The sequence below is a fragment of the Halorubrum sp. Eb13 genome, from assembly GCF_002252895.1.
GTDB lineage: Archaea > Halobacteriota > Halobacteria > Halobacteriales > Haloferacaceae > Halorubrum.
In genome coordinates this window covers 1-14,066 of the sequence record NZ_NHPE01000016.1, presented here as the reverse complement: position 1 = coordinate 14,066, position 14,066 = coordinate 1, and the positions used below count along the sequence as shown (strand labels likewise).

Annotated in this window: 9 protein-coding genes; 1 reads left to right on the top strand and 8 read right to left on the bottom strand. The window is 67.3% G+C overall.

Annotated features, from left to right (window positions below; genetic code table 11):
* Positions 1-182 precede the first annotated feature (182 nt).
* From DJ75_RS01440 to DJ75_RS01430, 3 genes are all read right to left on the bottom strand, one after another.
* Positions 183-3,146 carry an FAD-binding and (Fe-S)-binding domain-containing protein gene (locus DJ75_RS01440; protein WP_094522099.1) on the bottom strand — a complete coding sequence of 988 codons (2,964 nt, stop codon included), beginning with the start codon at positions 3,144-3,146 and terminating at the stop codon, positions 183-185.
* A gap of 147 nt (positions 3,147-3,293) precedes the next feature.
* A complete protein-coding gene (locus tag DJ75_RS01435) occupies positions 3,294-5,552 on the bottom strand; it encodes an NADP-dependent malic enzyme (protein WP_094522098.1) in 2,259 nt (752 codons plus the stop codon).
* A gap of 279 nt (positions 5,553-5,831) precedes the next feature.
* Positions 5,832-7,439, bottom strand: a complete 1,608-nt coding sequence (locus DJ75_RS01430) for a thiamine pyrophosphate-requiring protein (protein ID WP_094522097.1) — start codon at positions 7,437-7,439, stop codon at positions 5,832-5,834.
* Positions 7,440-7,607: 168 nt separating this feature from the next.
* Between DJ75_RS01430 and ddh the strand changes: the two genes are divergently transcribed.
* Positions 7,608-8,546: a D-2-hydroxyacid dehydrogenase gene (gene ddh, locus DJ75_RS01425; RefSeq protein WP_094522096.1), complete on the top strand. Its 939-nt coding sequence runs from the start codon at positions 7,608-7,610 to the stop codon at positions 8,544-8,546.
* A gap of 386 nt (positions 8,547-8,932) precedes the next feature.
* Here ddh and DJ75_RS01420 read toward each other — a convergent pair whose 3' ends face one another.
* From DJ75_RS01420 to DJ75_RS01405, 5 genes are all read right to left on the bottom strand, one after another.
* A complete protein-coding gene (locus DJ75_RS01420; RefSeq protein WP_094522095.1) occupies positions 8,933-9,703 on the bottom strand; it encodes an IclR family transcriptional regulator in 771 nt (256 codons plus the stop codon).
* 1,098 nt (positions 9,704-10,801) lie between these two features.
* Positions 10,802-11,206, bottom strand: a complete 405-nt coding sequence (locus DJ75_RS01415; RefSeq protein WP_094522094.1) for a helix-turn-helix domain-containing protein — start codon at positions 11,204-11,206, stop codon at positions 10,802-10,804.
* A gap of 179 nt (positions 11,207-11,385) precedes the next feature.
* Positions 11,386-12,444, bottom strand: a complete 1,059-nt coding sequence (locus DJ75_RS01410) for a sulfite exporter TauE/SafE family protein (RefSeq protein ID WP_094522093.1) — start codon at positions 12,442-12,444, stop codon at positions 11,386-11,388.
* Positions 12,434-12,598, bottom strand: coding sequence for a hypothetical protein (locus tag DJ75_RS18440; RefSeq protein ID WP_170938209.1), 165 nt, complete (start codon positions 12,596-12,598; stop codon positions 12,434-12,436). The genes DJ75_RS01410 and DJ75_RS18440 overlap by 11 nt, the downstream gene beginning before the upstream one ends.
* 280 nt (positions 12,599-12,878) lie before the next feature.
* Complete coding sequence (locus DJ75_RS01405) at positions 12,879-14,054, bottom strand: inorganic phosphate transporter (RefSeq protein WP_094522092.1); 1,176 nt, start codon at positions 14,052-14,054, stop codon at positions 12,879-12,881.
* Between the last annotated feature and the right edge of the window lie 12 nt (positions 14,055-14,066).

Here is a 14,066-nt window from a genome sequence, read left to right as displayed (position 1 = left end):
ACAGCACCTCACGCCTCCCCAGCCTCGTCGCTCACTCCGTTCGCGACTCCCTCGCGCGTGCGGTTCACGGCCTGTCGGCCGCTCACCGGCACGCGCCACTGCACCGTCGCAATCATTGATAAACACCGTCGCCGCGCTCGTCCCTATTTAACTACCGAACGACGTCCGCGAGCCGAGGCGCCCTACGCCAGCGCGTCGGCGATCTTCTCGATCGGGTGCGGCGGCTTCTCGTCGTACTCGTCGCCGATCTGCGTCCGGCAGGAGGCCCCGGGGGCGACGACGGAGTCGCCGTCGCTGTCGTCGATCCGGTCGAACAGCATGGAGCCGATGGCCTGGCTCATCGAGTAATGCTCCGACTCGTAGCCGAACGTCCCGGCCATCCCGCAGCAGGAGGTGTCGAGCGGGTCGACCCGGAACCCCGTCCGCCGGAGGACGCCGACCGCGTGGTGGTCCTTCTTCACCGACTTCTGGTGGCAGTGGCCGTGGTAGGTGAGCCGCTCCGCGCCGCCGTCGGCGTCGAGCGCCTCGTCGAGCCGGCGGGTGTCGAGGTACTCCAACACGCCGTAGGCGTGCTCGGCGACCTGTGCCGCGGCGTCGGACGACAACAGGTCGAGGTAGTCGGACTGCAGCATGACGGCGTCGGACGGCTCGACCACGACGACGTCGCGCCCGTCGTCGACGTGCGCCGCCAGCGTCGCGACGTTGGCTTCGGCCGTCTCGCGGGCCTTCCCGAGGAGCCCCTTCGAGTGCGCGGGGCGGCCGCTGTCGGTGATCTCCTCGGCGACGGAGACGTGGACGCCCGCCGCTTCGAGCACCCTGACCGCGGCCTTCCCGGCCTTCGGGTTGTTGTAGTTCGTGACCGTGTCGGGCACCAGCACGACGCGCCGGTCCGCGGTCGACTCGCTCACCGTCGACCCGCCGCGGTCAGCCCACCAGTCCACGAACGTCTCGCGGTGGAACGTCGGGAGCGAGCGCTCTCGGGCGATCCCGAGCGTCTTCTCCATGACGACGCGCGCGCCGGGGACCTTGGTGCCGAGGTTCGACAGGGGCGCCGTCGCGCTCCCGAGCTTCGAGAGCGCGTCGACGTTCGCGAACAGCTTCGACCGGAGGTCCGCCCCGTGTTCCTCGTGGTGGGCGTGTTCCACCTCCACCTTCATCTTCGCCATGTCGACCTCGCTGGGACAGTCGATCGAACACCCCTTACAGCCGACGCAGAGGTCGAGCACCTCGCGCATGAACTCCGTGTCGAACTGCTCGTCCTCGGAGAGGTCCCCGCTCATCGCCTGCCGGAGCAGGTTCGCGCGACCGCGAGTGCTGGTAATCTCCTCCTGTGACGCCCGGTAGGTCGGACACATCACGCCGCCCGCGCCCTCCTGACTGGTGCGACACCCGCCACAGCCGTGACAGAGTTCGGCCATTCCTTGGAACCCGTTCTCGTTCTCCCACTCCAAGGCCGGCTCGAAGCCGGCGTCGAACTCGTACTCCTCCCCGAACCGGAGGTTCTCGCTCATGTCGTGATCGCCGCAGACGCTCCCGGGGTTGAGCAGCCAGTCGGGGTCGAACGCCGTTTTCAGGTCCTGAAAGACGTGCCAGAGGCGATCGCCGTACAGCTTCCGGTTCCACTGGGTCCGGGCGCGCCCGTCGCCGTGCTCGCCGGAGACCGACCCGCCGTACTTCACCGCGAGGTCCGTGGCGGCGTCGGAGATGGACACCATCGTCTCGGTCCCCTCGGCGTTCTTCGTGTTGATGAGCGGCCGGACGTGCATGCAACCCGGGCCGGCGTGCGCGTAGAAGCTCCCGAACGTGTCGTGGTCCTCGAAGATCTCCTTGAACTCCTTGGTGTACTCCGGCAGGTGCTCCGGCGGAATCGCGAGGTCCTCGATGAACGCGATGTGCTTCTCGTCGCCCGTCCGCGACAGCAGGATCGGCGTCGACGCCTTGCGCATCTTCCAGAATTTCTTCTGGGTCTCCTCGTCGTACGCCGCCATCCCGTCGAACGCCAAGTCGCCGACGCGGTCTTCGATGAGGTCGTCGACCTGCCTCTTGGCCGACTCCTCGTCGTCGGCGTAGAACTCGATCAGCAGGAACGAGTCGGTCTCGTCGGGCAACAGGCCGATGACGTCCTTGAACTCCTCGAGTTCGCGCGCCAGGTCGACGAGGACGCCGTCGAGCACTTCGACCGCCGCCGCGTCGTGTTCGAGGATCGGGCCGACGTCCTCCATCGCGTCGAGCAGGTCGTGGTACGTGAGCAGCGCGACCCCCTTCGTCTCCGGAATCGGCTCCAAGCTCACTTCGGCCTCGGTGACGATCGCGAGGGTCCCCTCGCTCCCGACCAGCAGGCGCGCGAGGTTGACGGTCCCCGATTCGGCCTCCTCGATCAGCACGTCGAGGTTGTACCCCGACACGTTCCGCTTGAGATCGGGGTACCGCTCGTCGACCTCGTCGGCCTCCTCGTCGATGATTCGGACGATCTCCGCGTAGATGCGTTCGAGGGTCGTTCCGTCGGGGTCGGCCGCCCCGCGGAGCTCCGCGACCGAGACCTCGCCGAACGTCTCGACGCTCCCGTCGGCCAGCACCGCCTCGACCTCCTCCACGTAGGCGTCCGTCTTCCCGTACTTCAGGGAGTGCGCCCCGGTCGTGTTGTTCCCGATGGCGCCGCCGAGCGCGCTCCGGTCCGCCGTCGACGGGTCGGGGGCGAACTTCAGGCCGTGCGGCTCGAGGGTGCGGTTCAGCTCGCCGAGGGTGATCCCCGTCCGGGCCCGGGCCCGTTCGCCCTCGGGGTCGACGTCGACCACGTCGGTCATGTACCGCGTGAAGTCCAAGACGATCGCCTCGTTCACCGACTGGCCGGCGAGGCTCGTCCCGCCGCCGCGGGGGAGCGCGGGGATCTCCTCCGCGGCGCAGTACTCCATCACGGCGGCGACGTCCGCGGTCGAGGTCGGGTAGACGACCCCGATCGGCGTCACCTCGTACGCGCTGGCGTCGGTCGCGTACATCTGCTTGGAGTACTCGTCGAAGCGCACGTCGCCGTCGACGAGCGCGTCGAGGTCGGCGACGAGCGACGAGTCGTGCTCGGTCTCGCTCTGGTAATCGTAATTCGCCCGCGGGTCGGTGGACGGATCCGGTGTTGTGTTCTTCGATCCCATCGGTTAATTGACTGTCTTCAGAGTGGCGTAGGCATGAATGTTACGCGTCAACACGGTACGACTGCCGGGAGGACGCGAGTCGTCGCTCCGAGTCGCGCGGAACGCGTCGGGGGTTCGAACCGCCCGGACGCGGTCCCGTCGCGGCGGTTACTCGCGCTGCTGGGCGTCGACGACGGCGACGCTCGCGAGGTTGACGATGTCTTTGACCTCGTCGCCCCGCTGGAGCACGTGGACCGGCTCGTCCATGCCGACGAGCATCGGGCCGATGGCGTCCGCGTCGCCCAGCCGCTGGAGCAGCTTGTAGCCGATGTTCCCCGACTCCAGGTTCGGGAAGACGAGGACGTTTGCGGCCTCGTCGAGCTCGGAGAACTCGTAGGTGTCGGTGAGCATCTCCTCGACGAGCGCCGTGTCGGCCTGCATCTCACCGTCGACCGGGAAGTCGACCGCCGGGTCGTCGCGGAGCATGGCGGCCGCCTCCCGCGGCGCCTCGGTCGTGTCGGCGTCGACGCTCCCGAAGTTGGAGTACGACAGCAGCGCCGCCCGCGGGTCGACGTTGAACTGCCGCGCCAGGTCCGCGGTGTGGCGCGTCGTCTCGGCGAGCACGTCGGCGTCGGTCTCCCGGTTGACCGTGACGTCGGCGAAGAACACGACCCGGTTCCCGATCGTCAGCATGTAGACGCCGGAGACGTACTCGGCGTCGTCGGCGGTCCCGATGACCTGCAGCGGCGGCCGGAGCGCCGAGGGGTAGTGGTGGGTCAGCCCCGTCAGCATGGCGTCGGCGTCGCCCTGGTCGACCATCACGCTGCCGAGGTAGTCGGTGTTGTTGCGGATCAGGTCGCCCGCCTCGCTCCGGGTGATGCCCTTCCGCTTGCGGAGCTCGTGGAGGCGGTCCGCGTACTCGTCGTACTCCCCGGTGGTCGGGTCGACGACGGTCGCCTCGAAGTCGAGGCCGAGGTCGCCGACGGTCCCGGCGATGGCGTCGGCGTCGCCGAGCAGGACGGGCTCGGCGATCCCCTGCTCGGAGAGCTGGTACGCCGCGCGGATCATCTTCTCGTCTTCACCCTCGGCGAGCGCGATGCGCTTGGGGTCCTGTTTCGCCTTGTTGACGACGATCCGCATCATCTCGCGCGACTTCCCGACGCGCGCCTCCAAGTCGTCGCGGTACGCTTCGAGGTCGACCTCGTCGCGCGCGGCGCCGGACTCCATGGCCGCCTCCGCGACCGCCGGCGCGACCTCGAACAGCACGCGCGGGTCGACCGGCTTCGGGAGGATGTACTCCGGCCCGAACTGGAGCGGCTCGTCGCCGTACGCCTTCAGCACCGCGTCGGGGACGTCCTGCCGCGCCAGCTCCGCCAGCGCCTCCGCGCAGGCGACCTTCATCTCCTCGTTGATCTCCGAGGCCCGGACGTCGAGCGCGCCGCGGAAGATGAACGGGAAGCCGAGCACGTTGTTCACCTGGTTCGGGTAGTCGGACCGGCCCGTCGCCATGACCACCGTGTCGTCGCGGGCGTTCTTCCCCTCCTCGTAGCCGATCTCCGGGGTCGGGTTCGCCATCGCGAAGATGATCGGATCATCGGCCATCGACCGCACCATCTCCGGCGAGACGATCCCGCCGGCCGAGAGGCCGACCAGCACGTCCGCGCCCTCCATCGCGTCGGCGAGGTCGCCGTCCGGGACGTCCCGGGCGAACTCACGCTTGTACTCGTTGACGTCGCCCGCTTCGGCCCGCGCCTCCGTGATGATGCCCGTCGAGTCACAGAGCGTGATGTTGTCCCGCTCGACCCCGAGCGAGACGTAGAAGTGCGCGGTCGCGAGCGCCGACGCGCCGGCCCCCGAGAACACGACCTTCACGTCGCCGAGGTCCTTGTCGACGATGTCGGCGGCGTTGATCAGGCCGGAGCCGTTGATGATGGCGGTGCCGTGTTGGTCGTCGTGGAACACCGGGATGTCCATCTCGTCCTGGAGCCGGTCCTCGATCTTGAAGCACTCCGGCGCTTTGATGTCTTCGAGGTTGATCCCGCCGAACGTCGGCTCCATCGCCGCGACGGCCTCGCAGAAGGGGTCGACGTCCGCGATGTCGAGCTCGACGTCGAAGACGTCGACGTCCGCGAACCGCTTGAACAGCACTCCCTTCCCCTCCATGACCGGCTTCGACGCCGTGGCGCCGATATCGCCGAGACCGAGCACGGCCGAGCCGTTCGAGACGACCCCGACGAGGTTCCCCTTCGCCGTGTAGTCGTACGCCTTCTCGGGGTCGTCTGCGATCTCGCGGCACGGCCCCGCCACGCCGGGCGAGTAGGCCAGCGAGAGGTCTCGCTGGGTGTTCGTCGGCTTCGTCGTCGCGATCTCGATCTTCCCGGGCGGGTCGGCCCGGTGATACTCCAATGAGTCGTCTTCTAGCGTCATACCGATCGATTACGCGAATCGCATAAATACTTATGGGCGTCACCGTCCCGTCTCGCGATGCGCGGCCCCTCGCGCCGGCGCGGCGGACCGTCGAGCGCGGATCGAAATACGAGCATACGGGATCGGTCGACGAGGCGGCCACGCGGCGCCTCGCCGCGCTCCGCGAAACGCCCCGCCGCCCGGTCGGCCCGTCCGAGCATCTCGAACGCGGTCCACCGACCGGGCCGACCTCGGACTACCGGGCCGCGGGCGCCGTCGACCGCCGAGCTCTCCCGGGCCTCACTCCAGGTCGGGCCGAGAGAGCTCCGTCTCCTTGGCGGTGATTATCTCTAAGAGGGCCGGCGTGCCCTCCTCCGTCTTCTCGATGGCGCGTTCGAGCGCGGGCGCGACCTCCTCGGGGTCCTCGACGCGCTCCCCGTAGCCGCCGAGGGCCTCGCCGACGTCGGCGAAGTCGCCGCCGAACGGCGTGTCGTACGACGCCATCTCGTAGTTGTTCAGGTGGACGGTGAGGATCGGGGCGTCCTCGCGGACCGCCGTCTCGAAGTCGAGTCCGGTCATTCCGATGGCGCCGTCGCCCATGATGTTGAGACAGAGCTTCTCGGGGAAGCGGACCTTCGCGCCGATCGCGAGCCCGAGCCCGTAGCCCAACTGCGTCGTCTTCCCCCAGCCGATGTACGAGAGTGGCTCGTCCGTCTCGTAGAACGGCGCGAGGAAGTCCCGCGGGTTCCCGGCGTCGGCCGTGATGACCGTCTCGTCGGGGTCGACGACGTTCGTGATCTCGTGGATCACGCGGTAGGGGTTGATCGGGGTCTCGTCGGACGTGAGCTTCGGCTCCCACTCGTCGAGCCAGTCGGCCTTGACCGCCGCGATCTCCTCGGCCACGTCGTCGAAGCGGCCGCGGTCGTCGTCGACGCGCTCCGCCACGGCGTCGGTCACCGCGTCGAGGACGAGCTGCGCGTCGCCGACGAGCGCCATCTCCGAGCCGACGTCTTTGTCGATGTCGGTGGGATCGAGCGTCGAGTGGATCACCGTCTTGCCCTCGGGGACCGTGATCCCGTAGGCGGTCTCGGTGAAGCTGCAGCCGACGCCGAAGAGGACGTCGCACTCGTCGAGGAAGTGCGCGAGCTGTCCGGGCTCGCTCTTGCTCCCGGCGCCGAGCGAGAGCGGGTGGCTCTCGGGGAAGGCGCTCTTCCCGTTCAGGCTCGTGGCGACCGGCGCTTCGAGCGTTTCGGCGAGCTCCTTCAGCTCGTCCCACCCCTTGGCGTAGTGAACGCCCTGTCCGGCGAAGATGACCGGGTTCTCCGCGTCGACGAGGGCGTCCGCGACCGCCGGGACCGCGTCGGGGTCCACGCCCGCGCGGTTGGCGCTCGACGGCTCGTACTCGAAGTCGCCGATCTCCTCCCAGAAGACGTCCTTCGGCACCTCGACGACCGCGGGGCGGGGGCGGCCGTTGCGCGCCGCGGTGAACGCCCGGCGGAACGTCTCCCCGACCGCGTCCGGGTCCGAGAGCTGCTCGCACGTCTTGCTCACGCTCTGGTAGCTCACCAGGGAGTTGAACTTCGGATCGACGTCCGTCTTGGCGCGATCGTAGCCGGCCGGGATCGCCACCAGCGGCGACGACTCGCCGTACGCCTGCGCGACGGCGCCGATGGAGTTCTCCGTCCCCGGACCGTGCTGGCAGGCGAAGGCGACGACCTCGTCGCCGGACGTGAGCCGGCCGATAGCGTCCGCCATGTGGACCGCCGTCCGCTCCTGACGAGTGATGATTGTCCGGAGACCGGCGTCTTCGGCGGCGCCCGTGTCGAACAGCGGGTTACTCGGGAATCCGAACAGATACTCTACACCCTCCTCTTTCAGTGCTTTCGCGATGGCTTCTGTAACGTTCATCTTTTATTTGATCGTATACTTCTGGCTCCGGTCCGGGGTTAAATAAAGGTACCTGTCGAGGCCGGTTTCGTCGCTTCGAGCGTCGCTGCGGTCCGAGCCGTCGCGGCCGCGTCCCTAATCTTGCCGGCTCCCGAAGGACTGATACGCCGCTGTGACGACGGTCCGCGTATGTCAGACCGAGCGCAACTCGATACCCTGTCCGTTCACGACTCCGTCGAGAACGTCATTCCGCCCGAGGCCTTCGTTAAGGCGTTCGACGACCTCGACCTCGACGTCGGACTGGTCGGCGACGGCGAGAGCTACGACGAGACCGACGCCGTCGCCACCTACGTCCCCCGACCGGAGTTCCTCGACGCGGGGTGGGTCCACTGTATCCGCGCCGGCTACGACGAGTTCGACACCGCGGCCTACGAGGCGGCGGGCGTCCCGCTCACCAACAGCACCGGCATTCACGACACCACCGTCAGCGAGGTCGCGCTCGGCTACATGCTGTCGCTCGCGCGTCTCCACCACGTGTACCGCGACCACCAGAACGAGCGGCAGTGGTACACGCCGGCGTACGAGCGGCCGTTCACCGTGGAGAACGAGCGGCTCTGCGTCGTCGGTCTCGGAACGATCGGCCGGGGGATCGCCGAGCGCGCCGACGCGCTCGGGATGGACGTGATCGGGATCAGACGGTCCGACGAGCCGGTCCCGGGCGTGTCGGAGATATTCGACCCGTCGGACCTCCACGACGCCATCGACGACGCGCGCTTCGTCGCGCTCGCGCTGCCGCACACCCCCGAGACCGACGGGCTCATCGGGGAGGCGGAGTTCGAGGCGATGCGCGACGACGCGTACCTGATCAACGTCGCCCGAGGCCCGTTAGTCGACGAGACCGCGCTCGTCGACGCGCTCGAGAGCGACGCGATCGACGGCGCGGGGCTGGACGTGTTCGAGACCGAGCCGCTCCCAGACGACTCCCCGCTCTGGGGCTTCGAGGACGTGATCATCTCGCCGCACAAGGGGTCAGCGACCAACCGGTACCACCTCGACATCGCCGAGCTCGTGATGGAGAACGTCGAGCGCTATCAGGCGGCCGAATCGCTGCGGAACCGCGTCGCGTAACCCTTCTCGGCCCGCTGCCGATCCGCAGCCGAGATGTTTCGTCGTTCCGAACGACTGATTATCGAGTTTTCGGAATATCGTACATTACGACGTTGTCTTGCTACTGGTGTTTTTTCGAGCCATTTCGGACGTTCCGTCGGCTTTGACCGAAATATCGCCTGTTTCGGTCAGTCACCGAGAGCCAATACGACCGAATCCGATCCAGATCCGGGTCGAATCACCCACCGTCGAGAAGAAAATCGGTTTCCTATATTCGAACTGCGAGTCGTGTCATTCGTTCGGCCGGCGAGCGGCTCCGCTGCCGAATTCGGCTCATTCACCCGTTTCATTACATTACTACGATTGTAATGATGTCGACTGGTGGTGTAATTGTAATTCGCGTGTGTTCACGACCGTCCGTGGGTGAGGTTGACCTCGATCACGTTCGCCGTCCGGTTGAGGCTCTCGGTGTACGCGCGCCGCTGCTCCTCGGGCTTCAGGCGGCTGATCGGCGTCATGATGCTGATCGCGGCGTTTCGACGCTCCCCCGTCTCGATCGGCGTGCCCACGCATCCGAGCCCGCCCAGTCGCTCCTCTTCGTTGTACGCGAACCCCTCCTCGCGGATCCGGTCGAGCTCCTCGAACAGCGCGTCCCGGGTCGTGATCGTCTCGTCGGTCCGAGCCGGCAGCCCGTGCCGGTCGACGATCTCGTCGACTCGCTCGTCGGAGAGGCTCGCGAGCAGGGCCTTGCCGAGCGCCGTCGTGTGGAGGTAGACGCGGCGTCCCAGGTGGACGTCGAAGTCGATCGCCTGCCGGCCGCGAGCGGTGTAGACGTAGATGCCGAGCCCCCGCTCCTCGAACAGCAGGTTCGCCAGTTCGCCCGTCTCCTCGGCCAGCTTGCGCACCTCCGGCTTCGCGACGTCGTAGACGCCGTCGTACTGCCGGGCGATCCCGCCGAACTCCAGGCAGCGGAGACCGAGCCGGTAGCCGTCCTCGCGCTTGACGACGAGCCCGTGCTCCTCGAGCGTGATCAGGTGTTTGTACACCGTGCTCTTGGCCAGGTCCAGGCTCTCCACCAACTCCGCGATAGAGACTCCCTCATCCCGGTCTGCGATGGCCGTCAGTACGCGCATAGAGGTCCCCGTCGCCCGTACCGACTCCGTTTTTGGCCTCTCCATGCGCTACCTCACCGAAGGCGGGTAATAAGAATTATGGGGAGACCGTCTCGACTCGACTGAATTACACGTATACCGCTGTCACGGAGCTTCGCACCTGCGCCGCTCGCGCACTGATCCTCGCGGGTGCGCTAGGACGGCACCGTGAGGGGCCTCACGCGGAGGCCAGCGCGCTTGACGGCGGCCGCTCGCGAACGGTCCGGAACGACTCCGCCCCCCGGCGAAGGGGGCGGCCCGGGACGACTCCGCCCCCGGCGAGGGCGGTGGTCCGGAACCACCGCGATCCCCGGCGAGGGGGAGGAGGAGATTCGGTGACGACCCTCTCCGGCCGCGCTGGAGACCCGATAACACTTCATAATTTAGACTAATTAATAAAAATACCGTATTGCATATATATCCTCGGTCGTATTGCCGCTGAGCGGTCAGACGCGGTCACGTCTCGACGCCGTTCACACGAACAGCACTGTAGGCCGTTATTAGCCCGATTTGGGCGGTTTCTTCGTTGCCCCGGACCACGCATCGGGTCGAGCGCCTCATTGCCGGTTCGACCTCCGACTGTCTCGGCGCAGTAACGTACCGAACGACACGCTCAGTGCGCTTAAATCGCCTGTTCATGACTTTGAGCCTCGGAACGGGGATACTCGAATCCGGCTGAACAGATCACAGGGACGTGGCCTCTGTCAATTCGCGCGTGTCGAGAAGTACCCTTTACTAACTATAGTACGAATTCTGTTATTTTTGCGGTCGCGACGGTCTACGATTTCGTTCGCGACCGCCGTTTCGAGTGCCCCTCGTTTCGGACGCGGGCCGCCGGCTTCGAAGCGGGTCGATTCCGAGACGGCGTCGAGCGCCCTCAGCGGCGTGTCTGGGGGTCGCGGCTCGCGCCGTCGCGCGCCATTCACGGTCGCCGACGCCGATCGTCTCCGATCCTGAATTGTAGCTAACGAGCAATACCATCTGATCGGATCCACGGATGTCTTCGCGGCGCTCTCGGTGACCTGCGAAACCGGGTGGTCGGCGTCGGAGGTCGGTCGGTACGGAAGAGTCGGTTCGCCTCGAAGTCGGGCGATCGGTCCGCGTCGGCGCGAGTGAGCGCCGGCGCTAGCTCTCGGCGGCCGGAGACGAGGTCTCCACCTGCTCGTACTTGTCCTCGAACTCCTGGATGAGCTGACCCATCTTCGCGTACCAGTCGTTGAGCATCCGCTGCATGTCGTCGGCGACCTTTTCCGGGTCGGTCGGCCTGTAGACGTGGTAGTACCCGCCCTGATCGTAGTTCACCTGTTCCTTCTGAATGAAGCCCGCCTGAAGCAGCCGTTGCACGGCCCGATACGCGGTCGAGCGCTCGCGGTCGACTTCGTCGGCAATTTCGTCGATCGTCAGCGGCGTTTCGGTCTGGACGAGCTCTTGGAAAACCCGCTTGTCGAGCTGTTTGAGTCCGTGGAAACACTCTAAGAGCCCTTCGCACACCATGTCCCGCTGGAGTTGTTCGGACATCGAATCTGGCATTTTGTTACCTATCCGTATGCCGTGAGCTCTTAAAAGACTTGTGTATAGATTACACAATTGTGCGCTAGCTTCGTCGGGTCGCGGAGCGACGACGGGTCCGCAACGACGGGTCCGCAACGGCGGGTCCGCGACGGCTCGTCGCGTGGGTCGACGGCCGGCCTCGACCAGAGCGGCCGCGTTCAGTCCGTCGTCGCCGTCTGTCGGCCGCGCGTCGTCCGCAGCGAGACGACCGACGTGTAGATGACCGCGGCGGCGACGACGACGGCCGCGCCGATCACGAGGACCAGTCCGACCGTCTCCATGAGCGAGTTCCCGATGTAGGACCCGATCTCGCCGATGCCGACCGCGATGGCGCCGGCGAGCAGCATCCCGCCGAAGTACACCTTGATGCCGTCGGAGTCGACGACGGCGGTCGCGGCGGAGCCGACGCGGGCGCCGAGCGCGCTCCCGAACAGCAGCGGGACGACGATGCCGAGGTCGACGCCGCCGCCCTGTCCGTAGAGGTAGCTTCCGAGCCCGCCGGAGAAGACGATCTCGAACAGGTCCGTTCCCACGGCGACGGGAACCGGGACGCCGATCGCGTAGATCATCGCCGGCATCCGGATGAAGCCGCCGCCGACGCCGAGGAATCCCGACAGGAGGCCGGTCGCGAAGGCGACGGCCGTGATGACCCACGCGGAGACGCGGACGTCGCCGCGGAGCGTCACCATCGGCGGAATCCGGACCGTCCGCTGAATCGTCTTCGCGATCTCGGGGATCTCGTACTCGCTGAGGTCGCGGTCGGCCGCCTCGTGGTCGATGCCGCCGCCGTCGTCGTTTTTTAGGGCGTCACGGGTGACCATCGCCCCGACGCCGCCGAGCAGGGCGACGTAGGCGACGCTGATGACGCCGCCGGCGAGTCCCAGCGATTCGAGGTAGTAGACGCTGGCGCGGCCGGCCTCGATACCGACGGTCGTCCCGGTGATCATGATCGCGCCGAGCTTGTAATCGACCTGCCCGAGGTCGTGGTGTTTCAACGTCGCGATGACGGCCGTCCCGAAGACGAACGCCATCCCGCTACCGACCGCGACGGGCGCCGGGTAGTCCAGCATCAGCAGGGCGGGGGTAACGAGGAACGACCCGCCCATCCCGAAGAAGCCGAACAGGACGCCGACGACGAGGCCGAAGCCGACGAACAGCGCCGCCATCTCCGGGCTCGTCCCGAGGAGGCCGAGTCCGTCGGAGAGGCTACTGAGCATCCTCTTCGCCTCCGATTAGGAGTCGCATGAAGCGGGGCCCGAAGAGGCGCTCGATCCCGCCGTAACCCACGTACAGCACGATCGCTTCCAAGAGGATCGCGCCGATGAGCATGGCCGTCTCCGGGTCCCACGTGGGAATCTCTAACCCTGACATCGATCCGTCCCCCGGTCTTCGCAGTTGGAAATTCGCTGTTGGCACATTTCTGTTCAACTCACTCTACCCGGTTCACGCCTATAACGGTTTTGGGATTATCGCACAATACTATATCCGAATAACCTCGGGCCGACCATTCATAACTTATGCGTAACGTACTGCGCTCGCCGGTCCAGACGACCGGTCGGCGCACGCGCGGGACATCGGTCGCACGCGCGGCGGTGACGGCTGCGCTCGAAGCGAAGCGGCGGTCGACGTCAGAATACAGTGACGGCCGATTTCAGAGGAGGATAGGCGCGGCCGCGTACGCGAGCGCGAACGAGACCCCGAACGACCCCGCCCACGCTCCCACCGTCACACCGATTTTCCGGAGGTCGACCGCGTCCCGGCCGCCGACGGCGGCGCCGCTCCCGATGATGGCGCTGACGACGATCTCGTTGAACGACACCGGAACGCCGAGCAGGACGGCCAGCTGCGCGATCAGGAACGACGGAACGAGCGCCGAGATCGAGCGTCGCGGCCCGAGCGACGAGTAGTCCTGCGCGAGGGACTTGATCATCCGCGGTGCGCCCGTCCACGACCCGACGAGCATCCCCAGCCCCCCGCCGACGAGCACGGTGAACGTCGAAATCGTCCCGACCTCGTCGAGCAGGGGTAACAGCGGCCCGACGGCCAGCCCGACCTGACTACCTCCCGCGGAGAACGCGACGAGCGAGCCGAGCGCGAGCAACACGCGCCGGAGCCCGGCGCGCTCGTCGCGCCCGATGTCCCACCAGACGACGGCGGCGACGACCAGCGCGGCGACGCCGGTAACGGCGACCCCCGACGCGAGGCCGTCGACCTCCAGCGCCCGCTGTCCGAGACCGCGGACGGTCCCCGAGGCGCTCCCGTCGCCCAGGAAGCTGAACCGGACGTTCACGAGGACGGCGCCGACGAGACCGGCGAGCGCCGGAACGCAGTACCGCTCGGGGACCCCGGGACGCGGCAGGAGGCTCGCGATCCCGAACGCGATGCCCCCGCCGACGAACGGCGTCAACGTCCAGACGAGGGCGATCTGCCGGTACTTCGCCCAGACCGGGGTCCCGCCGAGCGCGAGACCGACGCCGATGACCGCGCCGGTCACGGTGAACGCGGTCGCGATGGGGTACCCCGTCGTGATGCCGACCGCCATCAACCCCGCGCCCAGCGCTAACACCAGGATGACGCCGGCGACGGGGAGGCTGATGTCGCCGACGAGGCCGCTCCCGACGGCTTCCGAGACGTTGCTCCCCTGCGTGACGGCACCCGTGAACCCGAAGGCTCCGACCAGGAGGGCGGCGCGCATCGTCCCGATGGCGTTCGCGCCGACGGCGGGGGCGAACGGCGTCGCGCCGCTCGACCCGGCGCCGATGACCCACGACATGAACAGGCTGGCCACTGCTGCACCGATGAAGAGCGCGAAAAGAACGGGGTCCATCTGCGGGTGGGC

Bases quoted from the DNA above. Each gene is read 5' to 3' on its own strand.
- ddh (WP_094522096.1), top strand. From the start codon at position 7,608: ATGTCAGACCGAGCGCAACTCGATACCCTGTCCGTTCACGACTCCGTC.
- DJ75_RS01415 (WP_094522094.1), bottom strand. From the start codon at position 11,206: ATGCCAGATTCGATGTCCGAACAACTCCAGCGGGACATGGTGTGCGAA.
- DJ75_RS01430 (WP_094522097.1), bottom strand. From the start codon at position 7,439: ATGAACGTTACAGAAGCCATCGCGAAAGCACTGAAAGAGGAGGGTGTA.
- DJ75_RS01405 (WP_094522092.1), bottom strand. From the start codon at position 14,054: ATGGACCCCGTTCTTTTCGCGCTCTTCATCGGTGCAGCAGTGGCCAGC.
- DJ75_RS18440 (WP_170938209.1), bottom strand. From the start codon at position 12,598: ATGTCAGGGTTAGAGATTCCCACGTGGGACCCGGAGACGGCCATGCTC.
- DJ75_RS01440 (WP_094522099.1), bottom strand. From the start codon at position 3,146: ATGGGATCGAAGAACACAACACCGGATCCGTCCACCGACCCGCGGGCG.
- DJ75_RS01410 (WP_094522093.1), bottom strand. From the start codon at position 12,444: ATGCTCAGTAGCCTCTCCGACGGACTCGGCCTCCTCGGGACGAGCCCG.
- DJ75_RS01435 (WP_094522098.1), bottom strand. From the start codon at position 5,552: ATGACGCTAGAAGACGACTCATTGGAGTATCACCGGGCCGACCCGCCC.
- DJ75_RS01420 (WP_094522095.1), bottom strand. From the start codon at position 9,703: ATGGAGAGGCCAAAAACGGAGTCGGTACGGGCGACGGGGACCTCTATG.